This is a genomic window from Coprococcus sp. AM100_B19A (assembly GCF_027662015.1).
Classification (GTDB): Bacteria; Bacillota; Clostridia; order Lachnospirales; family Lachnospiraceae; genus Allocoprococcus; species Allocoprococcus comes.
In genome coordinates, this window is sequence record NZ_JAQDKN010000013.1 from 1 (window position 1) to 23,615 (window position 23,615).

The following is a 23,615-nucleotide window of genomic DNA, read 5'->3' on the forward strand; positions in this document are numbered from 1 at the left end:
ATGGAGCTGACTGTTACTAATCGGTCGAGGGCATAACCAAGAAGGTAGGACAGGGTAAGGAAGAATGGATGAAGTAAAGATTTAAATTTGTATGTGGTTTTGAAGGTACATGAAAGTATCTTTAATATTCCTCGATAGCTCAGCGGTAGAGCATTCGGCTGTTAACCGAAGGGTCGTTGGTTCGAACCCAACTCGGGGAGTTGAGAACTGTAAGCGGTTGCTTACAGTTTTTTGTTTGCGAAAAATCAGTAATCTCATGAATTCAATCCCTTTGTAGAACGTTACGTTTACAGAGGGATTGTTGATTTCATTATTTAACAATCTGGTATAGAGATTCAGCAATCTGGTCAAGATTATTCAGGTTGATAGAAGAGTAATTCATTACATAAGTATTTAGAACAGAAGAGTCAGCAAAACCGTTATAGTAGGCGGATAGAGGAGCAAGTTTAATTCCTTTGGAGCGCGCTGCCAGCAGAAGCTGTTCTTCGGTCTTAGGTGTATTGATATGCATTAGAAAATGGACACCGGACTCCTCTTCTGTGATCGTAATATATTTGTCCAGAGAACTGTTTTTAAAAGTAGATAAAATAGAATCCCGCTTTGTCTGATAGTAGTTTCGAAGACGATTTATGTGTTTTTCAAAGCTGCCATTCGCCATGAATTTAGCCAGAGCATATTGTTCAAAATTTGAAACCGTGCAGGAATAAAAGGAAAGAGTTTCATAATATTTTTCTGCAAGTGTCTCAGGAAGGATCATATAACTGATTCGGACAGTAGAAGACAGTGTTTTTGTAAAGGTATTGATATAAATTACGTGATCGGAAACATCAATACTTTGCAGCGTAGGAACAGGTTTTCCAGATAAACGAAGTTCACTGTCATAATCGTCTTCTATAATATATCGGTCTGTTTTCCTGGCAGCCCATCCGAGTAGTTCATATCGTCTGCTGATCGGCATTACAATTCCGGTGGGAAAGTGATGAGACGGTGAAATATGAATGACAGAGATATTCTGATCTTCCAGTGAAGATGCAGAAATGCCTTCTTTATCAATATCAATATAGTGGTATGGAACATGAAAACTTTCATAGATTTTCGCCGTTTTAGGATATCCGGGATTCTCCAGCCCATAAGTAAGATCCTTTCCAAGAAGTTGTATGAGAAGACTGTAGAGATATTCCGTCCCGGCACCGATAATGATTTGTTCTGGTCTTACATGCATTCCGCGAAATTCCTGAAGATAGCTGGCGATACTTGTACGCAGTTCTAAAATACCTCCACAGGGCGGATTTATCATAAGCTGTTCCTGATTTTCATTTAAAATTTCACGCATGGTTTTTGCCCATATAGTAAAAGGAAAAATCTGGCTGTCTGTTTGGTTGTTGGAAAAATCTGCAATATAAGCGGAAGCTGGTTTTGACAAAATAATATTTTTATTTTTTGATGTATGGGAGAAGAGAGGTTCTCTTTTTAAATCGGATATATAAAAACCTTTCTTCGGAATGGAATAGATATATCCTTCAGCAATTAGCTGTTCATATGCATTTTCAACGGTAATGACGCTGATATCCAGATTTTTCGCAAATGGACGTTTGGAAGGGAGACGCTCGCCAGTACCAAGTTTTCCCTGTAAAATGTCATTTTTGATACATTTATATAAGTGTTGATAAAGGGAATCTGACCCTATATTTGTGAAAGTATATGTCAACATTATGTATTCTCCTGTGAATCTGACCTTATTGAATATATTTATTTTGATAATTTTAAAATGGTCACAAAGATATTATAATCGATGCTATCAGATTCGTAAACAGTTGGAGGTAAATTAAAATGAGCGAAAACGGAAGATATAAGTTAAATAAAGAACTGGCACAGATGTTAAAGGGCGGAGTTATTATGGATGTAACGACACCGGAGCAGGCTAAGATCGCAGAAGCTGCAGGAGCTTGTGCTGTTATGGCTTTGGAACGGATTCCGGCAGATATTCGTGCCGCAGGCGGTGTGTCACGTATGAGTGATCCAAAAATGATCCAGGGAATTCAGGAAGCGGTATCCATTCCGGTTATGGCTAAGTGCCGTATTGGACATTTTGTGGAAGCTCAGATTCTGGAAGCGATTGAAATTGATTACATTGATGAGAGTGAAGTGCTATCGCCGGCGGATGATGTTTACCATATTAACAAGAGGGAATTCAAAGTGCCATTCGTATGTGGAGCAAGAGATCTTGGAGAAGCACTTCGGAGGATTAATGAAGGTGCGGCAATGATCCGTACAAAAGGAGAACCTGGAACCGGCGATATTGTACAGGCAGTCCGTCACATGAGAATGATGAACAGCGAGATTGCAAAGCTTACAAGTATGAGGGAAGATGAACTTTTTGAGGCGGCCAAACAGCTTCAGGTTCCATATGAACTGGTAGCATATGTACATGAAAATGGAAAACTTCCGGTGGTAAATTTTGCGGCAGGAGGTGTAGCTACACCGGCAGATGCAGCACTTATGATGCAGCTTGGAGCAGAAGGTGTATTTGTTGGATCTGGTATTTTCAAGTCTGGAAATCCGGAAAAAAGAGCATCCGCAATTGTACAGGCGGTGACAAATTATACAGATGCAAAACTGATTGCAGAGCTTTCAAAAGACCTCGGAGAAGCCATGGTAGGAATTAACGAGCAGGAAATTGAACTTTTGATGGCAGAAAGAGGAAAATAATGAAAATAGGCGTATTGGCATTGCAGGGAGCTTTTATTGAGCATGAAAAAATGCTTGAAAAACTTGGAGCTGACTGTGTAGAGCTTAGAAAGGCAGAAGATTTGGAACAGGATTTTGACGGACTGGTTCTTCCAGGAGGAGAAAGTACGGTTCAGGGAAAACTTTTAAGAGAACTTGGAATGTACGAGATCCTGAAAGAAAAAATTGAGAATGGAATGCCGGTACTGGCAACCTGTGCGGGAATGATTCTTCTTGCTGAAAAACTGGAAAATGATGAACTAAAACATTTTGGGACTTTACCGGTTTGCGTAAAGAGAAACGCATATGGAAGACAGCTTGGAAGTTTTCATGCGGAAGCTGAGGTAAAAGGAATTGGAATTGTACCAATGACATTTATCCGGGCACCATATATAGAGTCTGCTGAAAAGGATGTGGAAGTTCTTGCGGTTGTTGAAGGAAAAACGGTTGGTGTAAAATATGGCAATCAGCTTGCATTTGCGTTTCATCCGGAACTGGATGAAGATATCAGGATCCATCAAAAATTTTTAGATATAGTAAAAGAGTTAGTCTGATTTACACTGGACAGTCCTGCATATTTGTATTATAGTAAAAATAGTATTTCGAGGGTGATTGCGCAACAATACTTGTTGCGTTATCATCCTTTTTGGATATAAGGAGGCAGGATCATGAAAAAACTTGCATCAGGAATGGTAATCCTGGCAGGGATACTTTGGGGAAGCATGGGAATTTTTGTCCGCAAGTTTAAAGAATGTGGATTAGGATCGCTGGATATTGTTGCTATAAGAGCAATTACCACGATGTGCATATTGTTTCTCTTTTTGCTGTTTTATAACAGAAGCTTATTAAGGATAAAACTCAGGGATTTGTGGTGTTTTCTGGGAACTGGATTATTAAGTATTGTATTTTTTAATTATTGTTATTTCAGAGCGATTACGATGACATCACTCTCTGTAGCAGCGGTACTTCTTTATACGGCACCGGCTTTCGTTATGGTTCTTTCGTATTTATTATTTCATGAAAAATTTACAGTAAGAAAATCAATTGCTTTGGTACTGACTTTTGTCGGTTGCGTGTTTGTTACAGGAATTATTGGAAGTTCACAGGCACTTAGTGGAAAAGGAATTTTAATAGGTATTGGTGCTGGATTTGGATATGCATTGTATTCAATTTTTGGTCGCTTTGCATTAAAAAAAAGGATATGATAGTTTTACAATTTCGTTCTATACTTTTTTTGTTGCAGCAATCGGTGTGATTCCTTTATGCAATTTTGAAAAAGTGATCAAAGTAAGCTGCGCAAGCATAAATATGATAGGATGGTCATTATTATTTGGTTTTTTAAGTACAGTGCTTGCATTTTGCCTGTATACTGCCGGTCTTAAAAATTTAGATAATGGAAAAGCTTCTATTTTGGCATCAGTTGAGCCAGTTGCAGCTACCTTGATTGGTGTAATACTATATAAAGAAACCTTATCAGCAGGAGAAATATTTGGAATTAGGATGTTAAACGAAACAGCTATTTCATAATCGGGATGCCTTTTGCAACCCGGCGATAAATCTTCCATATAATGGTGAATGGAAGACTGATACAAATATAAAGTGTAGAAAAAAGACCTGCAAAGCCTCCAATTATAACCAAAAGTAACATTCCAATATTCATGTCTCTCTCACTCCAGTTCTTTGTATTTCTTTTGATAAAGTCATTTTATAAGAAAATATGTAATTTGAAAAGAGATTGGAGTCAAATGAACGATATTTCCACTGATAGTCAGGGTACGTTTTTCAAAATCGAGTATTAACTCACCACATTTGTAAGGGTGGAAGAGTTGATCTGAAGAGGTATTCATCCGGGTACTGTGTCTGAGTGAGGTGCGGATACGTGCAAGGAGTTCGGCGGAACCGAATGGTTTGGTGATATAATCATCCGCGCCAAGATCGAGAGCTTTTACCTTTTCATGTTCATTTGTACGGGCAGAGATGACGATGATTGGACAGTCGGACCATTCACGAACCTGCCGGATGATTGTCTGACCATCCATATCCGGGAGCCCAAGATCAAGGAGAATGAGATCTGGACAGATAGAATTTATCAGCTGAAGACCTTCAGTACCGGTTATGGCGGTTGTTACTTTATAATTGTGCCCATATAACAGCTTTCTAACAAAAGTAAGGATATTTCGTTCGTCTTCTATAAAAAGGATATTTACTTTTGGCTGCATGGAATGTTTTCATCCTCTTCTTTTGGTAATGTAAACAGAAATAAAGCACCATTGGTGTGGTTTTTGGCTTCGATATAACCATTGTGTGCGTCAATGATCGTTTTGCAGATTGATAAGCCGATTCCCATACCCTTGTGGGAGTCAACGGAACCAGTATTGTGGCAGATGCCACTGAAAATATCCGGAATAACGTCCGGGTTCAGACCATGTCCGAAATCTTTGACACAGAAGGTTACGTGGTCTGGATGATCAGTGACGGTAAGCTCCGGAGTCTTGTTACACTGATAAGATGGAACCATCAGACAGAAGAGAGGAAGTGGTTGCTGTGGTGAGCAATATAATGATCAACATTCCGATAAATGTGACCGGATAGCCGCTCAATGTGAAATTCAGTCGGAAAAACGGATAGGTAAAGAAGAAATTGATACAGATTACGGAGAAAACAGAAGAAAAGAGCCCGTGCAGGTATCCGTTCGTATATCGTGCAATCAAGATTTGGGCAATAATATAAAGTAATGCGATGTTTGCAGTATTTTCAGAAACGAATGAGAAAAAAAGAAAGGCAAGTGCGGTCGCGATGCCAAGTAGTGTGAGTGTAAAAAGTGTATTGTTATGTAATAATTTATTCATAGCAGATAATCCTCATAAATAAACAAAATTTTCACAAAAAACTATCATATTTTCTCGCAAATGTCAACAGAGATAAAAAATCATAACAAAATCCAGGCAAAGAGGTTGACATGGCAAACTGTATGTGATATTCTTACAGTATAAACTGTAATTAAAAAAATTACAGTTCAACATATAAGAAATGAGGGGAGAAGCGTGACAAGTGAATTTGCAATAGCGGTTCATGCACTTGTATTTCTGGATCGCAGCAATGCTACTATCGCAAGTGAAGAACTCGCAGATAATGTATGTACAAATCCTGTATGTATACGCAAAGTGATGGGAAAACTAAAAAAAGCCGGTCTGATCGAGACAAGAGAAGGCATGGGAGGCGGTTACCGGATCGCAAAAGCAAATTCGGATATTACGCTGAGGCAGATCAGTGATGCACTGGAGAATACGCTTGTAAAAGCATCCTGGCGTTCAGGAAACCCGGATAAAAAGTGTTTGGTTGCAAGTGGGATGTCTGTAGTTATGGACGAACTTGTAACAGGGATGAACAGGAGCTGTAATGATTATCTGGAAAGAATCACGATCCAGAAAGTAGAGGAACGGCTTACTGCCATTAAAGAAGAAAAAGATAATGAAACAGGAGGATGTCTATCATGTCAGTAATCAATTTAACAACAGAGAATTTTGAAGAAGAAGTATTAAATGCAAAAGAACCAGTACTGGTAGATTTCTGGGCAACATGGTGTGGACCATGCCAGACAATGGGACCGGTTGTTGACGAACTCGCACAGGAGCTTACAGATGTAAAGGTAGGTAAGGTGAATGTGGATGAGCAGATGGCGCTTGCCAGAGAATATAAGGTAATGTCAATTCCGACATTTCTCGTATTCAAAGATGGAAAGGTCGCAGAGAGAACTTTAGGAGTTCAGGAAAAGAGTGAACTGGAACAGCTGATTCGGTAAGCAGAATATAGAATAAGTTATCTAAGGATGTGCCAAGGCACATCCTTTTTGTAGTTTGCGCACCATGGGCGCGCTCTAACGGGTGAAAGTCCCGAATACGCCTAGGTAACAAGGAAGTATATAGCCGAACAGGGTGTCCATTGTGAGGTGGAATCTGAAGGAAGCTGTAGTAAAGAACTAGATGCAAGAATTTGTTATAGGCTGCGTATGTGTATCTGGAAGCAATGGAAAACCCCACAGAATCGTATAAAGAATTTGATGAAACTCAGAGTTGATAAGGATACAGCTTGGATTACGGCATACACAGGTAGTCGAATCGCTTACATGTGTCAACGAAGAGTTATGAATTTTGCAATAAACAAAGAAAGATTAACCCGATTTGGACTACTGGGACTTATGGCAATTGATTATAAGAAGCTGGTAAAAGTTATTTCAGAAGATGAGAAATTTATGAAACAGATTGAGAAGTGGGCTGTTGAAGAATAAGAATGGATGAGCTGAAAGATGGGAGAGTATGGGGATTTTGCTCTCCCGTTTTGTTGCGAAAAAAAGAGAAACGCTGTAAATTCAACGTTTCTCCTATTTTTTACTTAATGCCGCAGACCGGAATCGAACCGGTACGGGTATCACTACCCACGGGATTTTAAGTCCCGGGCGTCTGCCAGTTCCGCCACTGCGGCATATCATTATGAAATTATAATGAAAATGGGACCAATAGGGCTCGAACCTATGACCCTCTGCTTGTAAGGCAGATGCTCTCCCAGCTGAGCTATGATCCCGAAAACTGAATAATCAGTTAAGCGACCCGAATGGGACTCGAACCCACGACCTCCGCCGTGACAGGGCGGCGCTCTAACCAACTGAGCCATCGGGCCATATGAAATTTTTAAAAAGTGGACCTTCAGGGACTCGAACCCGGGACCGATCGGTTATGAGCCGATTGCTCTAACCAGCTGAGCTAAAGGTCCAAATTAAATACGTCCCACTAAGGACAAAAGCCGATGATCGGACTCGAACCGATAACCTGCTGATTACAAATCAGCTGCTCTGCCAATTGAGCCACATCGGCATATTGCTGTGTATATACAATTGGCTTAAACCAAGTGACTCCGACGGGAATCGAACCCGTGTTACCGCCGTGAAAGGGCGATGTCTTAACCGCTTGACCACGGAGCCAAAACTATTTTGGTGAACTGTTTTATAACAGTGACCGAAAATTATAATAGCATAACTATATGATTTTGACAAGTGTTTTTTTGAAAAAAATAAAATTTTTCGGCTAAATTTTTAGCTTAAGGAGAAAATGAGGAATATCTGTGTCGGAAAGCTGAAAATTCATAAGATGAAAAAAAGAGCCGATACAAAACTGTATCGGCAGAGTAGAGAGAAGATATATATAAAAGGTATAGGTCAAAGACATATGCCTGATTTTTTAGGCGGACATCCTGATAATCTTACAGAGTTTATATCATATAGGATTACCGGCGTCCCTTAACTTTATGCATTTAGTATAACGGGAAATTATGGAAAGAATGTGACGGGCAGATAAAGAAATCCTGAAATATCTTAAAAACTTCTGAAGAAGAGATAAATTTCAGCAAAACAGTTGACGTATATAGATTATCGATATAATATGAAGGTACAAAGTATATAGATAATCGATATAAGGAGGGAGAAAGAAATGGCAGTTGATAAAAGTCTGATATCAGGGAGTACGACTCTTTTGATCTTAAGCCTTCTGGAAGAGAAGGATATGTATGGATATGAGATGATCGATACGTTGAAAGGAAAGTCAAACAATGTATTTGAACTAAAAGCGGGAACCTTATATCCGCTACTGCATTCTATGGAAGAAAAGGGATGGCTTACCGTATATGAGCAGGAGGCCGGTGGAAAGATGAGGAAGTATTACCGGATTACCAGAGATGGGAAAAAGCAGTATCAGGCAAAAAAGAAAGAGTGGAAAGAGTATTCGGAAGCTATTTTACAGGTGATCGGAGGTGTGTGTTTTGGAACGGCGTGATTATCTGGAATTGATGACCGGTCAGATCCGTTGCAAGAAAATGTGTCCGGTTATTGCAAAGGAAGTAGAAGATCATATTGAAGATCAAAAGCAGGCTTTTATGGCAGAAGGGATGAAGGAAGAAGAAGCTGAGAAGGCAGCTGTGGAGGAGATGGGTGATCCGGTGGAAGTCGGAGTGGAGATGGATCAGATCCACAGACCGAAGATGCCATGGAAAGTAATTTTTGTAATCGCTCTGATGCAGATTTTAAGTGGAATGTTTGCAGCTTTCTTTTTGAAACAGAATGAAAGTTATGGATATATCGCAGGAATCCGGCAGATATTCCGGCTTGCGATGGCATTTTCGGTTATGATCCTGGTGTGTTATATGGATTACAGCTGGATCGGGAAGCACGCAAGGCTTTTGGCAGGCAGTTATCTGTTGTTTATGGTTCTGATGAGACATTTTTTTGCCCTTCAGATTAACGGTGCAGTAAGATGGATTGGAGTCGGCGGTTTCAGTGTAAGTCTTTCGCTGATGAGCTGGCTGTTTCTTCCATTGTATGGTGCAGTGTTGTATCGGTACCGGGGAGAAGGATATGGTGCTGTTCTTAAAGCCATAGTCTGGATGCTGCTTATCGCAGGGATTCTGATCACCTGTCCGGATCTTGTGATGGCAGGGACGGTTGGACTTTCCTGTGTCTTTATGCTGATGCTGGCACTGGAAAAGGGATGGTATCAGGTTGCGGTTACAAAGGTGATGACCGGAATAGGTATCAGTGTTGTTGGAGTTCCGGTTGGCATACTGGCATATTTTTTCTTCTTTGGTGCGGAATATCAGAAAAGCCGTATCCTGGCGATGTTTGCAGTGAATAAGTCACAAATGATGGAAGGGACAACGCTTGGGGCAGTACGGGAACTGCTGTCGAAATGTATGGCAGTTGGACGCGCCACCGGAGTAGAGGACTTTTGGACTGGGGACCGTATCAGTTCCGCGGATTATATGATGCTTGGAATTGCGGGGTATTGTGGAATTCTTGTGATGGTTCTTTGTATTGCAATAATTGCCGGTTTGCTGTGCTGGTTTTTAAGAAGCGCGCTGAAGCAGAAGAACCAGCTTGGTATGATGATGGGATTTGGCTGTGTGATGGTTCTGGCAATTCAGTTTCTGTTATCACTGCTGGCGAACATTGGGGTATCCAGGTTCGGTCAGGGAGCCTGGTGTCTGTTCTTCGGATATGGACGAAGTGGCCAGATGGTTTCAGCAGTATTGATGGGAATTTTGCTGAGTATTTACCGGCATCAGAATGTAACTCCTGAGCTTGTAGTTGAAAAAAGAGCGGTGGCGAGCTAAGATAGAAGAAAAAAGAGGAGGAACAAGATGCTGGTTTGTGATTATATTGTAGAGAGAATCGATGGAGATTATGCGATGCTGAAGCGGACCAATCTGCCAGAGGAAGAGGCAAAGATGGTAGCAAGAGCACTTCTTCCGGAAGAGATCCGGGAAGGAAGCCGCCTTCATTATGAATTACTTCAGTATACAATTGTTGAATAAAGGTATGGAAAATGTGTGTGCCCTGGGACTGGAAAGTGCCGGAGCACACTTTTTTCAAAGTGTAATTTTCTGTTTAGAAATTTTTCAGAAAATATTAAGGAAAATGGATGTGCATATTTAATAAAAAGAGAGTAAACTCTACTTCCGAGGTGAAGAATATGGATAAGATTTCGGTAGTAGTACCATGTTATAACGAAGAAGAGGCATTGCCTGTTTATTATAAAGAAATGTGCCGTGTAATGGACGAGATGAAGGATGTTGTATTTGAACTGATTTTTGTAGATGATGGTTCATCAGATGCGACGCTTGGTATCATGAAAGACCTGAATGAAAAGGATAGCAGGTGCAGATATCTTTCATTTTCCAGAAACTTTGGAAAGGAAGCTGCGATTTATGCAGGACTGAAAGCATCGGAAGGCGATTATGTTGCACTTATGGATGTAGATCTTCAGGATCCACCGACGCTATTACCTGAGATGTATGAGATCCTGCAGGAGGATGGATACGACAATGTAGCGACAAAAAGGGTCACAAGAACCGGAGAGCCACGTATCCGTTCTTTCCTGTCAGAAAGCTTTTACAAATTTGTCAATGCTATTTCAAAGACAGAGATTGTAGATGGAGCGAGAGATTACCGGCTGATGAAGCGGAAGATGGTGCAGGCAGTTCTGGAAATGAGCGAGTATAACCGTTTTTCAAAGGGAATCTTCGGCTGGGTTGGATTCCGTACAAAATGGCTGCAGTACGATAATATTGAGCGCTCTGCCGGAAAAACCAAGTGGTCCATGTGGAAGCTGTTTAAATATTCGGTGGAGGGAATTACTGGATTTTCAGTGGCACCGCTCTCACTGGCTTCGGTAGTGGGTGTACTGTTCTGCGTGCTTTCCTTTATTATGATCGCAGTAATCGTAATAAGGACGCTGGTCTGGGGAGATCCGGTATCCGGCTGGCCGTCACTTGCCTGTATTATTTTCATGGTCAGCGGAGTACAGCTTCTCTGTACCGGAATTGTAGGGGAGTATCTGTCAAAGACTTATCTTGAGACGAAGAAACGTCCGATTTTTATTTTAAAGGATTCCAGCGATGATAAGGAGCAGAAGCATGAAAGAACGTAGAAAAGGTCTGCTATGGGAAATGGCACTGATCCTGCTTACGGTTGCCGCCTGTCTGTACTCTACAGGCGCAGGAAATATTTTCGGGGCAAAGGTGGACTGGAGCAGTCAGCACAGTGTGTTCCCGGAATATTTCCGGCAGCAGTTTTATCGTACAGGGCAGTTTTTTCCTGAGTTTGCATTAAATATTGGCGGTGGTCAGAATATTTACAATTTTTCTTATTATGGATTGTTTAGTCCGGTCGTTTTGATCGGTTATCTTCTGCCGAATGTGAAGATGTCAGATTATATGATGGTGGCAAGTATTGTATGTCTGGCAGCAGCGGTTATAATTTTGTACCGGTGGCTGAAAAGCCGGGAATTTACAGCTGCGGTAAGCGGGATGACAGCGCTGATGTTTCTTTTCGCAGGACCTATGATCTATCAGTCGTCGCATCAGATTATGTTTGTAAATTATATGCCATTTCTTTGTCTGACATTTTTGGGAATCGACCGATATTTTGAACAGAAAAAATCCGATCTGCTGATCGGCGGAACCTTTCTGATGATTATGACAAGCTTTTATTTCAGCATCGGTGGAATACTGGCGCTTGGTCTATATGGAATTTACCGGTATGCAAGGACAAAAGAGCGGGCAGAAGAGATGATTACGGTAAAAGGATTTCTAGGTGACGGACTGCGGTTTGCAGGAAGGATTCTGACGGCAATCATGCTTGCAGGAGTTCTTCTTGTGCCGACTGCGATGGCTCTTCTCGGGAGAAGCGGAAGCAAGGGAGAAAAAACAGATATCTGGCAGCTTCTGACACCGCAGATCAATTTGGAAAAATTTCTGTATGGGGCATATGGACCGGGACTTAGCTGTCTGATGCTGATTATTTTGCTGACCGGACTTTTTTATAAAAAGGCTTATGAGAAGATCCTGTCGCTTGGTTGTCTGGTGGTGCTGACAGTTCCGTTTTTTTCGTATCTGCTCAATGGTGCACTTTATATCAGACCGAAGTCGCTGATCCCGTTTTTGCCGCTTCTGTGCTATCTTACGGCAAAATATCTGGAGAAGCTGAAAAATCAGAAAATAGCGAGAATCTGGATGCTTCTTCCATGTCTGGCAATTATCATATATATTTATCTGAAGAAGGATGATGTGAAAAGCGAAGTCCTTTGGAAACTACTTTTGCTGGATGCGGTCATAACACTGTTGATCTGCGTGGCACAAGCGTATAGTGCATGGATTCGGAAGTATCTGACAGTAGCCGTTCTGGGACCGGTGATCCTGAGCCTTATTGTCACCGGAAGCTATTCCTGGGAAAAGAGTGGAAATCTGGAGAGCAGGAAAGCGTATGAGGAAGATACCAGCCGGTCCATCGGGAAAGCTGTGGACAAGGCAATTACATCAGATAGTGGATTCTACCGGGTCGAGCAGGTTGGAAATGAAGAGGAAAATGCGGAAAATCTGAATCGTGTGTGGAACAGTGAGCAATATATTACATCTCTGTATTCATCTTCCTATAATGCTGATTACCAGAATTTCCGTAAAAATGATTTTCAGGTAGAGCAGCCGTACCGAAATTTTCTGATGCAGTCGGTTTCGCAGAATCCGGTATTCAGACAGCTGATGGGAGTGAAATATCTGATCTCCAGTCAGAATATACCGGGATATGAGAAAAAGTGGATGACCGGGGGAGGGGATGTGTACTGTGATGAAAATGCAGCACCGATTGCCTATGAGACGGATCAGACGATGTCGGAAGCGGAATATGACAGACTGGATTTCCCATATAATCAGCTGGTATTTACCAGATATGCTGTGACAAAGGACGGAACTGTATCGGCAGGACAGGTGAAAGAAAAACTGGCAGAAGACATAGAGAAATGTGATTTTCGGATTCCGGAAAAGAATAACGGAATTTCACTGGTTGTCCCGACTGAAAACGGATATCAGGTGAAAATGAAAAAGGAACAGGAGTTCGAAGTGGCTGTCCCGGAACAGGAAGAGAAAGATGGAGTTCTGTTTGTACAGTTTCGAATCGAAAATAAAAAACCGAAAGAGGATATCGAAATATCCCTGGAAGGAGAGCGCAATAAACTTTCGTCAATCCAGCATGTGTATTATAACAGAAATACCGTATTTACCTATGCAGTAGGACTGGAAAAGGGGCAGAAAACGGTCTGTTTATCTCTTGGAAAAGGAGAGTATACGATTAAAGATATGAGTGCATATAACGGCGTATTAAATGAAGATACCGGCCTTTATCAGAGTGTATTCAGGGTGGATAAAGAGCAGACGAAAGGGAATCTGATCCAGGGGAGAATCAAAAGTCAGAAGGATGGAATGTTCATTACGTCCATTCCGTTTGATAAAGGGTTTGAAATGACGATAGATGGCGTAAAGGTGAAATGTGAAAAAGTGAATAAAGCGTTTCTGGGATTTCATCTGGAAGCAGGAAAACATAAAATCAGAATTTTGTATCATGCGCCTGGAGTGACAGCAGGAAAGATACTGACAGGTCTTGGCGTTCTGAGTGTGATCGCAGGGGCAGTAAGAAAGAAAAAATGCGCGGAGTGAATCTTTAAGATTCTGAAATAAAAAAGGATACAGTCTTAGAGCTGCATCCTTTTTTATTTGACAGAGAATTCCGAAGAAGCTTGTTTTTGCCATCCATGTATCTGCAGGTAGTAGTTTACTCCTGGCGCTTGATCTGAAAATGAACGGCATCATCAGACCAGATCTTATCGGTATATCGGATTTCGATGGTAGACCAGTTCAGTGGGACTTCCAGAGAAAGATATCCTTCCAGGGTTTCGCCGGGAGCGATCGTTCCATCGAGCTTTGGCTGGTCGCTTGTGGTTGCAAGAGCAGTAAATGCAGCTGCACTGTAGTCAAGTTTGGTATCGTCACAATAATTTTCAAAGCTTGCCATACTGCTGATGACCAGATCATCAGATGTCTGATTGACAATTGTCATATGGACAAACATAAATTCATTGCCTTCTGTCGGGACAGACCAGTCATCTCCTTCGGATTCTACGTAGCTGTCCATCGTGATCTCAATGCCATTGTATGCGGCGGTCTCATTTTGCTTATAGATCTCTTTGGTGGCATCAGCTGTCTTCTTCGGTGTTGAAGTGCCGGAAGAATTGTCAGAAGAAGTGTGCATTTTGGAAAAAAGGAATATAACCGCAATAATGATCAGGATGAGAATCAAGATGATAAACGGCAGACTTTTTTTGTGTTTCTTTTTGGGGGTTGTTAGCTGGTCTGGTGAAGTTACATCATCAGAAGATACATCGGACTTTGTGCCTGCAGTATCGTTTTTGGAAACTGGCGTTGGTTTGGCAGCAGGTTCATCTTCCTGACCGGAGCTGATAACTGGTTCTGGAACTGGAGCATGCTCCTGTACGGAGGATTCATTTCCGGAAAAGGGTTTGTCTGTAGAAACTTTTTCAGTCTCTTTTTTTTCAGTGGTTTTCTTCTGAGCTTCTGCTTCTTCTGCTTCCGGAACATTTTTACGCATGCTGCGCATGGCAGCAGCTGTGCTGTGGTAGATCTCCGGTCCGTTCAGGGGATCGTCGAAAAAAGCCTGCTGTCTGGCAGCCGGGCGCTTTTTTCTGGAAACAGATCCATGCTTATGGGCAGAAGATCTGGCACTTCGGGTATCTGTATCATCCGGAATCACAGCGGATGCCGGAAATCTTTTACGGCAGGTATCACAGAGATATTTGCCGGGATATTTTTTGCTGGGGCGGACTTTGTGACCGCATACAGGGCATTTCATTCTAAGTTAAGTCTCCTTTATGATTCAAGTGTTCTGTTTTTATTATAGGGGAAAATCCTGTCAAAAACAAGGAGGTATTCTTGTCGAACAGACAGAAAAGTGATATCATACTGACTAAGTAACGTGGCAGAAAGTCGAAGCTGTCAGATACAGGAAAACAAAAGAAAGCAGGGAATGATATGACATATCAGGAAATGATGGAAAACGCAAAATTATCTATGGGGATTTACTGCAAAGCCTGTCCGGTTTGTGATGGAAGAGCATGTAAAAACCAGATACCGGGACCGGGCGCAAAAGGTGTTGGTGATACTGCGATCAGAAATTATAAAAAGTGGCAGGAGATCCGCGTGAACATGGATACGATCTGTGATGGCGGAGAGGCAGACACTTCTGTGAATTTATTTGGAAAGGAATTTAAGATGCCGTTCTTTGCAGGACCGGTTGGAGCCGTGAATCTGCACTACAGTGACAGGTATGATGATGTTTCTTATAATAATGTACTGGTATCAGCCTGTGCAGATGCCGGAATCGCCGCATTTACCGGAGATGGAGTGAATGCAAAGGTAATGGAGGCTGCAACGGAGGCAATCCGTGAAAATGATGGATGCGGGATACCTACAGTAAAGCCTTGGAATCTGGATACTGTCCGGGAGAAGATGGAACTGGTGAAGAAGTCAGGAGCATTTGCGATAGCGATGGATATTGATGCGGCAGGACTTCCGTTTCTGAAAAATATGAATCCGCCGGCAGGAAGCAAGAATGTACAGGAGCTTTCCGAGATTGTGAAGATGGCTGGAAGACCATTTATCGTCAAAGGCGTGATGACAGCGAAAGGCGCGAGAAAAGCAAAAGAAGCAGGTGCCGATGCGATCATCGTATCTAATCACGGAGGAAGAGTGCTGGATCAGTGTCCGGCAACTGCAGAAGTGCTGGAAGAGATTGTAAAAGAAGTGAACGGTTCTATGAAGATTCTGGTTGACGGAGGGATTCGCTCTGGTACAGACATTTTCAAGGCACTTGCACTTGGTGCTGACGGTGTACTGATCTGCCGGCCGTTCGTTGTAGCTGTCTATGGCGGTGGAGAAGAAGGTGTGAAGCTTTACATTGATAAGCTGGGAGCAGAACTCAAAGATGCCATGCAGATGTGCGGTGCACATTCTGTTTCAGAAATTACAAGAGATATGGTAAGATATTATCAGGACTAGAAAAATACATGCAGGAGGATAATACAATGGGAATGAGAGTGAACGCAGAGCTGCCATTACCGGCAGACCTGAAAAACGAATATCCGTTATCGGATAAATTAAAAGCTATCAAGGCGAAGCGGGATGAGGAGATCCGTGATATTTTTACAGGGAAATCAGACAAATTCGTGGTGATCATCGGACCATGTTCGGCGGACAATGAAGATTCGGTATGTGAGTACGTGAACAGGCTTGCAAAGTTAAATGACAGAGTATCGGATAAGCTGATGATCATTCCAAGAATCTACACGAACAAGCCACGTACAACCGGAGAGGGATACAAGGGAATGCTGCATCAGCCGGATCCGGAGCAGGCACCGGATCTGCTTGCCGGAATCATTGCAATCCGTAAAATGCATATCAGAGCCATGCAGGAGACTTATCTGACAGCAGCAGATGAGATGCTTTATCCGGAGAACAGAAGTTATCTGGATGATATTCTTTCTTATGAAGCGATTGGTGCGCGTTCGGTTGAGAACCAGCAGCACCGTTTGACTGCGAGCGGAATGGATATCCCGATTGGGATGAAGAATCCGACAAGTGGAGATTTATCGGTAATGCTCAATTCTGTTGTTGCAGCACAGGGACCGCACCGCTTCATTTATCGTGGGCAAGATGTGACGACAGGTGGGAATGATCTGGCACATGTGATCCTGCGGGGCGGCGTGGATAAATATGGCACAACGATTCCAAATTACCATTATGAGGATTGCAAGAGACTTCTGGATATGTATGAGCAGAAGAATTTGAAGAATCCTGCAGCGATCATTGATGCCAATCATTCCAATTCTAACAAGCAGTACAAAGAACAGCTCAGAATCGTAAGCGAGGTACTGCACACAAGAAATTATGATTCAAAGCTGAAAAAACTGATCAAAGGTGTAATGGTAGAAAGCTACTTGGTAGAAGGAAGACAGGATATCGGCGGAAATATGGTATATGGTAAATCGATTACGGATCCGTGTATTGGATGGGAAGATACAGTGAGACTGATTGATAAGATTGCGGAAGACTGTTAATTGTAAAAATACAGTGTATCAAGGTTGAAAAACTTTGATACACTTTTTTTTTGCAGAAATAATTACAAAATTACAGTAAGATATATTTCCAGGGCAGATAGAATGTATGTTGTAAAAACATAAATTACGGGTTAATGAGAAAACTTTTCAAAAATTCCTATAGACAAAATCCCACTCATATAGTAGACTATAAATAGTTAGAAAAAGCTAACTAAAATAAATTTAAACAAACTCATACAAGAGGAAAACAACATGAACTGGATGCAGAAAGATGTACAGACATCTGCTCAGATGGAAATTGCATGGCAGTGTGCTCCGGTATTGACCGGTGTAAAGCCATCCAATATTCTGACCTTGAAAAATGTAAGTGAAAAGGAAGTTGCGGAAAGTCTGAAAGAGATGGGAATTTCATACAGCATGCTTTGCGACGGCGGAGTCCGAAAAGTATGGCTGATCTACAGAGAAGAAGAGATTCTTGAAATCATTGGAAAAAAAGAATACAGCGAATTTCTTGATACACTTGGCTATCGGGGATTTGAGTTTCCGCAGATGCTTCAGATCATGAATCTGAGATTTGAAGGATATCAGCATGGAAGTGCAGAATTTCCACATGAACTTGGAATTTTCCTCGGATATCCACTTGCAGATGTGAAAGGGTTTATTGAGCACAACGGAAAAGATTTCCTTTATCAGGGATACTGGAAAGTGTATGAGAACGTAGAAGAACGCAAGAAAATGTTTTCTATCTACAACGTTGTAAAAGAGGAATTTATCAGGGAAATGCAGGCAGGAAAGGATCTGTGGCATGCAGCAAGAAGCGTGAGACAGCCATTTGACATACAGCCTGCATAAAGGAATAAAACCTGGTAGATGATAGAAAGAAAAAAGAAAGGAAGAATTTAAAAATGAGTGATATTTGTGTAGCATACTGGAGCGGAACAGGAAATACAGAAGCAATGGCACAGGCAATTGGAGCAGGAATTACAGCAGCAGGGAAAAGTGCTGATGTAGTACCGATGGAAACTATTTCGCCTGCTGATTTAAAAGATCAGGCTGTCTGGGTACTTGGATGCCCTGCAATGGGAGCTGAAGAACTGGAAGACGGAACGGTAGAACCGTTTGTATCTGAACTGGAAGGATTTGCATCAGGAAAAAAGGTTGCCCTGTTTGGATCCTATGACTGGGGAGATGGCGAATGGATGCGTACATGGACTGAAAGAATGGAACAGGCTGGCGCACAGATTGTCGGCGGAGAAGGACTTATCTGCCACGGAACACCGGGAGCAGATGCAATAGATGAGTGTGAGTCACTCGGCAGGGAGGTGGCTGGATTATAAGAGATACGAATACCTTTTAAATAAAACAGAAAACCGAAAAAGCTAAATAATCAAATAAAATTATAATCGAATCAAAAACAAATAAAAATCAAAAATTAAAAGCTAAATAATCATCAAAAAAGAGCCGCTCCGTTTCTGCGGGGCGGCATACAAAAAAATCACAATCGTTATTAGAATGAATTAAGGAGATGGATAAGAATGAGCGTTGTAATTGTAGGAGGTCATGACAGAATGGTCTGTCAGTATAAAAAAATATGCAAACAGTTTAAATGTAAAGCTAAAGTATTTACGCATATGTCTGCCGATCTGAATAAGCAGCTTGGACAGCCTGACCTGTTTGTACTTTTTACAAATACAGTATCGCACAAGATGGTAAAAACCGCGCTTGATGAGGCAAAAAGAAGCAATGCGAAGGTGGTTCGCAGTCATACAAGCAGTGGTGCGGCTCTGACAGAAATTTTAACACAGGAAGCAGGAGCAGCAGTTTAAAGCATGAATTTATTTACCGGGATCATGATCCCTTTTATTGGAACGACGCTGGATGTGGCACTTGGATAGAATGCAGAGTGGAAAAGCGAAAAGAAATGAAATGAATGTGTCCTGGTATGAAAATTATCTGGGCACTTTTTATATGTGCCCAGATTGGCACATATAAAAAAGAGGTCTTTCTCACGAAAGACCTCTTACAGCGTGCGTTAGAGGATTCGAACCCCCGACCTTTTGGTCCGTAGCCAAACGCTCTATCCAGCTGAGCTAAACGCACATTTATATTGTGTGTTGAACTGTGTTGCTCAACAACAAAATTGAGTATACATCAGGAAAGACAATATGTCAAGCACTAAAATGAAAAAAGTTAAAAAACTTTTGATCTCATTTTTGAAACTCATTTTTGAACGGGGCGATTAAGGCAAGTTTGCTGGCTCTTATTCAAGATAAGGACAGATCTGATTCCATTTGGTAAGCAGGCGTTCCTTTGACCAGGCTGCATTTGCCGGACTTGTGGACGGCAGGCAGATTGCTTTTTGCTGAGTTTGTGGAAAACAGTATTTTTTATATAAGCGGTCTGCAGTGCCACCGTTGGTGAAAATCTGCCGAATGGATGCCGTCTGAAGAATCTCTGAAAGGTCATTGGGAACGACATTGTGGATACTGCTGTCACTGGAGCCTTCGATATCACAAGAGGCGATCACATCCCAGACGGCAATGTGGTGTGCAAGGAGCAGTGATTTTTTCTCTTCTATGCCGGCAGGAAGTGGTTCACCTGTAAGTGTGGCAAGAAGATCCCAGAAACGGTTTCTTGGATGCCCGTAGAAAAACTGACTTTCCCGTGATTTTACAGAAGGGAAGCTCCCAAGGATCAGAATGCGGGAGTCTGTGTTAAATACAGGATGGATTTCGTGAAGTACATGTGAAGATTGAGCCATAGGTATGCCTTCTTTCATAAATATATTCAATAAAAGGATAAGCGATACGGGAGTGAAAAGCAAGTGGGAAAAAGTACAGTCTGGGTTACTGTTCACTCCCGTGTCAATCACTACGCTGATTGGCACGGAGGATGCACTTTTTATCTTGAATGGCATCTCGCCCATCGCCAAAGGCGATTTAAAATGGCGAGATGCGTTGCTGGTCACAGGTACTGTGAACAGTAACCAGTCTGGCAGAATGCACAAACCCTGGAATCCCTGTGACTGTCAGGAGATTATAGAAAATAAAAAGATTAGTGACTGGTTTTGGAATAAAAAGTTTGTGAATTATTGAAAAAAGTTCTGCTTGTAAAGTGGCGGATGTCAGTGTATAGTGAAGTCACTCTAATTCGATTCTAATTTTATTTTACAGGAAATTGCATCCGGTATAATGAAATACTCTGAAGATACGCCGGGTGACATTCTCTATTTTGAAACAGATCACAAGAAAAGTATATGATATCAGACACATGATTCAATGTGGCATTTTCGGGACAAGTTAATATGAATGAACAGACACAGGGAGGAACAGGATGGAAGAAAGAAGAGACTATGCGGTACTCCGTTTTGTGGATCAGAATGGCTGGAGTTATATGGTAAATGACTATGCAAAAGGCTGTTCTTTGATGGAGTATATCAAACAGGGGATCCGGGTGGAAAAAGAAACAGTATTTGACTGGATCAGACAGCTTTCAAAACAGCTGGAACAGTATTATCGTTGTGGAAATGAGGATGCGGCGTATGGATATGTGAACCCATATGCAGTGATCATAACCGGAGACGGAATGCTTTGTCTTCTGGATATCAATGAACCGGAAAACGAGGAACTTTTAAAGCAGATGAAGAAGAAAAAGCTTCGTATGCTTTTTGTAAGGAAAGAAAGGGTTCTTTCGCAGAAGACAGAACGGTCGGATGATCTGTATGGTCTGGCAAAGATAATGGAATTTACAGCAAAAAAATGTCTGGATCCAAAGGCATTTACACGGAAAGAAGAGCGAGTCTGGAAAAGAATGCTTGGAAAGTGTTATAGCAGTGGGAAAAATGCCATAAAAGTATTAAAAAATATGCAAAAAGAAATTGGTTTTCTGGAAAGGGAAATGGAAAGACCGAGGGATAATGTTTCGGCAAAAAAGATTTTGCTTGCAATTCTGGCGGTTTGTATCATGAGTGCAGCAATCATCGGAGGGACAGTGAAAAAGCCGGAAACAAAAGCGATTGCAGCGGATCAGGATCAGCCAGAGGCGGGAGTTCAGGAAGGAGTAAAGGAGAAAAAGGAGACAAAAGAGGTTGTGGAACAAAATGGGGACAGTCCTTATCTGGAAATGGGACTTATTTATTATGTAGCGTGGGAAGATTATGTGAATAGCCTGGATAGTCTCGATAAGGAAATGCAGGAGACAGAGTTTTCCGATGCATACCGGGTAGTCATAGCGAGTCTGGAAGAAGGGAGTATACAGCAGGAGGATGGATTAAACGCAGAAGATGCAGTAAAAAAAATATTAGATGAATTGGAGAAACGTGCAGAAAAAATACAGATGAAAGTGTATTTGTACCAATACCCGCTATTGAAGGTAAGTGTTCTGGAAGAGAGTGAAAAATGGAACAGGCTGACAAAGAGAATTGGTGAGGAGATGATTAGAAGACAGGCGTGGTACCGGTGGGATACAAATGGAGAAAAGGAGTGCGAGGTCAGAAAATATCTTGCAGAAAGCTATTTTAAACTTGGTGAGAATTTAAAAGCAGCTGAACAATATGAACAGATCAGAAAATTAGAATCGAATGAAGAAGAATTAGAAGAGATTTATGAAAAGTTGCAGTTGATTTATGAAGAAGCGCAGGAATATGAGAAAGTGTGGGAGATCAGCAGAGAGGCGGTTGAAGTATTACCGGATTCAGAAAGGTTGTGGATGAACTATCTGGAGCGTTATTGTGAGAATCCGGAAATGGAAAGAGAATTATGTGCAGAAGCAGTAAAAAAGGCCATCCAGGCAGTTCCTGAGCTTGCAGAATCAGAAGCGTTTAAACAGCTTCAGGGAAAATATAAAATTGTGATCGATGGAGAAAATATCCGGGTTGGAGAATAAAACGCTGAAAGAAATTTTTGAAAAAGTCCCATAAAAGGGAGGATGCCGGGTGACTTAAAAGCCCCCGGCATGTATTATGAAAAAGTTATTCTATTATTAACTTCTGCACGTCTTATTAAATGATTTGTTTGAAATCTTTTATCTTTTATGTTCTTCATTTGATGATTCTAGTATATAAAACACTTGTGAAGAAAGAGTGTTTAACAAATGAAGGTTTTTTGAAAGATAAATGAACAAATTGTGAACAAGACTATTTGCGGAATGCGAAGTATGGAAGCCCATCTTTCATAGGTACTTCTACACTTCCCTGGATCAGTGGGCGGGCATAAGCGATGAATTCATCTCCGATGTCGGAACCGTCTTTTGTGATCCATTCTTCAGGAACAGCTTTTTCTTTATTACAGATTTCGTTCACGTCTGCAGTTCCGAATTCAAGGATGTATGGGTCATCACTCTTACGGATAAAATTGATCATCTTTCCTGTTTCACCATCTAAAGCGGCACTTACAGCAAAACGGCCGGAAGCAGCGGCTTCGTTCAGATCTGTGGCAGATAAACAGGAGGAAGAGCATCTCTGGCAGACATTGAGTTCCACAGAGCGTACTTTGATACCAAGCTTTTCTTTTACGAGATTTTCAAGATACTTTCCGGAGCCAGTCAGCATTTTATGACCGAAAGTATCTGTGCCGACATCACTTGCAAGCTCGCAGACAAAGGTTCCGTTACCATCGTTGATTCCTTCGGAAATGCAGACAACGAGATTAGAAGTTTTAGTAAGCTTTTCTTTTACCTTTTCGATAAATGCATCCGGGGAGAAAGCAACTTCCGGAAGATAAATAAGAACCGGATTATCGCCTTTAAATTTGCGGGCAAGAACGCTTGCGGCGGTCAGCCATCCGGCATGGCGTCCCATGATCTCGACGATGGTGACAGATGGTTTATTATCATAGACAGAGGCATCAATTGCAATTTCGCGTACTGTAGAAGCAACATATTTGGCAGCACTTCCGTAGCCCGGGGTATGATCGGTCAGAACCAAATCGTTGTCGATGGTTTTCGGAACTCCGATGATGCGGATATTACTTCCGACTGTTGCTGCGTAGCGGGATAATTTACTTACGGTATCCATAGAATCATTTCCGCCAATATAGAAGAAATAGCTGATTTCTTTTTCGGTAAATTTCTGGAAAAGTTCAGGATAAACCGGATCGGAAAGATCTTCCGGTAATTTATAACGGCAGGAACCAAGATATGAACCCGGTGTGGTGCGGATACGTTCCAGTTCGCCATTTTCTTTTAAAGGTGCCATGTCTATTGTGTGATCGGCAAGAAAACCTTCGATACCGTTGACCATACCGATGACATTATCAATCTCCGGATTTGCCAGACCTTCTGAGACAACACCATAGAGACTTCCGTTGATTACAGCAGTAGGACCACCTGATTGTCCGACCAGTAAATTGTGATTCATAGTTGAAATCCTCCTCTTTATTCATA

25 protein-coding genes and 8 tRNA genes are annotated in these 23,615 nt (G+C 41.7%); 19 read left to right on the forward strand and 14 right to left on the reverse strand.

All coding sequences use genetic code 11. The features are described 5' to 3' along the window. Positions 1-128: 128 nt before the first annotated feature. A tRNA-Asn gene (locus tag PGQ33_RS12340) sits at positions 129-200 on the forward strand. 110 nt (positions 201-310) lie between these two features. Here the strand turns inward: PGQ33_RS12340 and pdxR are convergent. Next, positions 311-1,711, reverse strand: a complete 1,401-nt coding sequence (gene pdxR / locus PGQ33_RS12345; protein ID WP_270205825.1) for a MocR-like pyridoxine biosynthesis transcription factor PdxR — start codon at positions 1,709-1,711, stop codon at positions 311-313. A gap of 119 nt (positions 1,712-1,830) precedes the next feature. Between pdxR and pdxS the strand changes: the two genes are divergently transcribed. The 4 genes from pdxS to PGQ33_RS12365 all read left to right on the forward strand — a co-directional run bounded on the left by pdxS (position 1,831) and on the right by PGQ33_RS12365 (position 4,254). Next, on the forward strand, positions 1,831-2,709 hold the full coding sequence (gene pdxS, locus PGQ33_RS12350; protein ID WP_117559477.1) for a pyridoxal 5'-phosphate synthase lyase subunit PdxS: 879 nt from the start codon (positions 1,831-1,833) through the stop codon (positions 2,707-2,709). After that, positions 2,709-3,281 (forward strand): pyridoxal 5'-phosphate synthase glutaminase subunit PdxT, encoded by a 573-nt coding sequence (gene pdxT, locus PGQ33_RS12355; protein WP_270205826.1) that lies wholly within the window; start codon positions 2,709-2,711, stop codon positions 3,279-3,281. The genes pdxS and pdxT overlap by 1 nt, the downstream gene beginning before the upstream one ends. Before the next feature lie 114 nt (positions 3,282-3,395). Beyond that, on the forward strand, positions 3,396-3,932 hold the full coding sequence (locus PGQ33_RS12360) for a DMT family transporter (RefSeq protein WP_270205827.1): 537 nt from the start codon (positions 3,396-3,398) through the stop codon (positions 3,930-3,932). A 46-nt stretch (positions 3,933-3,978) separates the two neighbouring features. Next, complete coding sequence (locus PGQ33_RS12365; protein WP_173826560.1) at positions 3,979-4,254, forward strand: EamA family transporter; 276 nt, start codon at positions 3,979-3,981, stop codon at positions 4,252-4,254. Between the two features lie 173 nt (positions 4,255-4,427). Here PGQ33_RS12365 and PGQ33_RS12370 read toward each other — a convergent pair whose 3' ends face one another. The 3 genes from PGQ33_RS12370 to PGQ33_RS17045 are packed head-to-tail and all read right to left on the reverse strand — an operon-like array spanning position 4,428 to position 5,576. Continuing rightward, complete coding sequence (locus PGQ33_RS12370) at positions 4,428-4,946, reverse strand: response regulator transcription factor (RefSeq protein WP_270205828.1); 519 nt, start codon at positions 4,944-4,946, stop codon at positions 4,428-4,430. Continuing rightward, positions 4,931-5,245: a sensor histidine kinase gene (locus PGQ33_RS12375; protein WP_270205829.1), complete on the reverse strand. Its 315-nt coding sequence runs from the start codon at positions 5,243-5,245 to the stop codon at positions 4,931-4,933. Before PGQ33_RS12375 ends, PGQ33_RS12370 begins: the two co-directional genes overlap by 16 nt. Further along, positions 5,223-5,576, reverse strand: coding sequence for a DUF4118 domain-containing protein (locus PGQ33_RS17045; protein WP_243272032.1), 354 nt, complete (start codon positions 5,574-5,576; stop codon positions 5,223-5,225). The genes PGQ33_RS12375 and PGQ33_RS17045 overlap by 23 nt, the downstream gene beginning before the upstream one ends. Before the next feature lie 195 nt (positions 5,577-5,771). On the opposite strand from PGQ33_RS17045, the gene PGQ33_RS12385 reads away from it, so the two are divergent. From PGQ33_RS12385 to PGQ33_RS12395, 3 genes are all read left to right on the forward strand, one after another. After that, positions 5,772-6,230: an RrF2 family transcriptional regulator gene (locus tag PGQ33_RS12385; RefSeq protein ID WP_117824793.1), complete on the forward strand. Its 459-nt coding sequence runs from the start codon at positions 5,772-5,774 to the stop codon at positions 6,228-6,230. After that, complete coding sequence (gene trxA / locus PGQ33_RS12390; RefSeq protein WP_055247598.1) at positions 6,221-6,529, forward strand: thioredoxin; 309 nt, start codon at positions 6,221-6,223, stop codon at positions 6,527-6,529. The genes PGQ33_RS12385 and trxA overlap by 10 nt, the downstream gene beginning before the upstream one ends. A gap of 342 nt (positions 6,530-6,871) precedes the next feature. After that, entirely contained in the window at positions 6,872-7,015 is a 144-nt protein-coding gene (locus PGQ33_RS12395; RefSeq protein WP_270205830.1) for a hypothetical protein, read from the forward strand. A gap of 108 nt (positions 7,016-7,123) precedes the next feature. On the opposite strand, the gene PGQ33_RS12400 is transcribed toward PGQ33_RS12395, so the two are convergent. From PGQ33_RS12400 to PGQ33_RS12425, 6 genes are all read right to left on the reverse strand, one after another. Beyond that, positions 7,124-7,209: transfer RNA gene (locus tag PGQ33_RS12400), tRNA-Leu, on the reverse strand. A gap of 26 nt (positions 7,210-7,235) precedes the next feature. Next, a tRNA-Val gene (locus tag PGQ33_RS12405) sits at positions 7,236-7,308 on the reverse strand. Positions 7,309-7,330: 22 nt separating this feature from the next. Then, positions 7,331-7,404 (reverse strand) — tRNA-Asp (locus tag PGQ33_RS12410). A 19-nt stretch (positions 7,405-7,423) separates the two neighbouring features. Beyond that, positions 7,424-7,497 (reverse strand) — tRNA-Ile (locus tag PGQ33_RS12415). Between the two features lie 28 nt (positions 7,498-7,525). After that, positions 7,526-7,598 (reverse strand) — tRNA-Thr (locus PGQ33_RS12420). A gap of 35 nt (positions 7,599-7,633) precedes the next feature. Beyond that, positions 7,634-7,705 (reverse strand) — tRNA-Glu (locus PGQ33_RS12425). A 505-nt stretch (positions 7,706-8,210) separates the two neighbouring features. On the opposite strand from PGQ33_RS12425, the gene PGQ33_RS12430 reads away from it, so the two are divergent. From PGQ33_RS12430 to PGQ33_RS12450, 5 genes are all read left to right on the forward strand, one after another. After that, positions 8,211-8,552, forward strand: coding sequence for a PadR family transcriptional regulator (locus tag PGQ33_RS12430; RefSeq protein WP_008373042.1), 342 nt, complete (start codon positions 8,211-8,213; stop codon positions 8,550-8,552). After that, a complete protein-coding gene (locus PGQ33_RS12435; RefSeq protein WP_270205831.1) occupies positions 8,539-9,885 on the forward strand; it encodes an FtsW/RodA/SpoVE family cell cycle protein in 1,347 nt (448 codons plus the stop codon). The genes PGQ33_RS12430 and PGQ33_RS12435 overlap by 14 nt, the downstream gene beginning before the upstream one ends. Before the next feature lie 27 nt (positions 9,886-9,912). Further along, a complete protein-coding gene (locus tag PGQ33_RS12440; RefSeq protein ID WP_055247602.1) occupies positions 9,913-10,086 on the forward strand; it encodes a hypothetical protein in 174 nt (57 codons plus the stop codon). Between the two features lie 158 nt (positions 10,087-10,244). Beyond that, positions 10,245-11,201, forward strand: a complete 957-nt coding sequence (locus tag PGQ33_RS12445; protein WP_118218556.1) for a glycosyltransferase family 2 protein — start codon at positions 10,245-10,247, stop codon at positions 11,199-11,201. After that, positions 11,188-13,761, forward strand: coding sequence for a YfhO family protein (locus tag PGQ33_RS12450; protein WP_270205832.1), 2,574 nt, complete (start codon positions 11,188-11,190; stop codon positions 13,759-13,761). The genes PGQ33_RS12445 and PGQ33_RS12450 overlap by 14 nt, the downstream gene beginning before the upstream one ends. 115 nt (positions 13,762-13,876) lie before the next feature. Here the strand turns inward: PGQ33_RS12450 and PGQ33_RS12455 are convergent, their stop codons facing one another. Then, positions 13,877-14,971 carry a DUF4352 domain-containing protein gene (locus PGQ33_RS12455; RefSeq protein WP_270205833.1) on the reverse strand — a complete coding sequence of 365 codons (1,095 nt, stop codon included), beginning with the start codon at positions 14,969-14,971 and terminating at the stop codon, positions 13,877-13,879. 179 nt (positions 14,972-15,150) lie between these two features. Between PGQ33_RS12455 and PGQ33_RS12460 the strand changes: the two genes are divergently transcribed. From PGQ33_RS12460 to PGQ33_RS12480, 5 genes are all read left to right on the forward strand, one after another. Then, a complete protein-coding gene (locus PGQ33_RS12460; protein WP_270205834.1) occupies positions 15,151-16,176 on the forward strand; it encodes an alpha-hydroxy-acid oxidizing protein in 1,026 nt (341 codons plus the stop codon). Between the two features lie 26 nt (positions 16,177-16,202). Further along, complete coding sequence (locus tag PGQ33_RS12465) at positions 16,203-17,234, forward strand: 3-deoxy-7-phosphoheptulonate synthase (RefSeq protein WP_055156021.1); 1,032 nt, start codon at positions 16,203-16,205, stop codon at positions 17,232-17,234. A gap of 252 nt (positions 17,235-17,486) precedes the next feature. After that, complete coding sequence (locus tag PGQ33_RS12470) at positions 17,487-18,086, forward strand: DUF3793 family protein (protein WP_117834697.1); 600 nt, start codon at positions 17,487-17,489, stop codon at positions 18,084-18,086. Positions 18,087-18,139: 53 nt separating this feature from the next. After that, the gene (locus PGQ33_RS12475; protein ID WP_195508796.1) at positions 18,140-18,571 is read left to right on the forward strand and encodes a flavodoxin; all 432 of its coding nucleotides are present in this window, start codon (positions 18,140-18,142) and stop codon (positions 18,569-18,571) included. A gap of 198 nt (positions 18,572-18,769) precedes the next feature. Beyond that, positions 18,770-19,060 (forward strand): DUF2325 domain-containing protein, encoded by a 291-nt coding sequence (locus PGQ33_RS12480; RefSeq protein ID WP_008369822.1) that lies wholly within the window; start codon positions 18,770-18,772, stop codon positions 19,058-19,060. Positions 19,061-19,260: 200 nt separating this feature from the next. Here PGQ33_RS12480 and PGQ33_RS12485 read toward each other — a convergent pair. Together PGQ33_RS12485 and PGQ33_RS12490 are read right to left on the reverse strand one after the other, a co-directional pair. Beyond that, a tRNA-Arg gene (locus PGQ33_RS12485) sits at positions 19,261-19,334 on the reverse strand. A gap of 160 nt (positions 19,335-19,494) precedes the next feature. Further along, entirely contained in the window at positions 19,495-19,995 is a 501-nt protein-coding gene (locus PGQ33_RS12490) for a DNA-deoxyinosine glycosylase (protein ID WP_117824254.1), read from the reverse strand. A 572-nt stretch (positions 19,996-20,567) separates the two neighbouring features. Here PGQ33_RS12490 and PGQ33_RS12495 point away from each other — a divergent pair. Further along, the gene (locus PGQ33_RS12495) at positions 20,568-22,118 is read left to right on the forward strand and encodes a hypothetical protein (RefSeq protein ID WP_270205835.1); all 1,551 of its coding nucleotides are present in this window, start codon (positions 20,568-20,570) and stop codon (positions 22,116-22,118) included. Between the two features lie 250 nt (positions 22,119-22,368). Here PGQ33_RS12495 and PGQ33_RS12500 read toward each other — a convergent pair whose 3' ends face one another. Beyond that, positions 22,369-23,589, reverse strand: coding sequence for a 6-phosphofructokinase (locus tag PGQ33_RS12500; protein WP_270205836.1), 1,221 nt, complete (start codon positions 23,587-23,589; stop codon positions 22,369-22,371). Positions 23,590-23,615 lie beyond the last annotated feature (26 nt).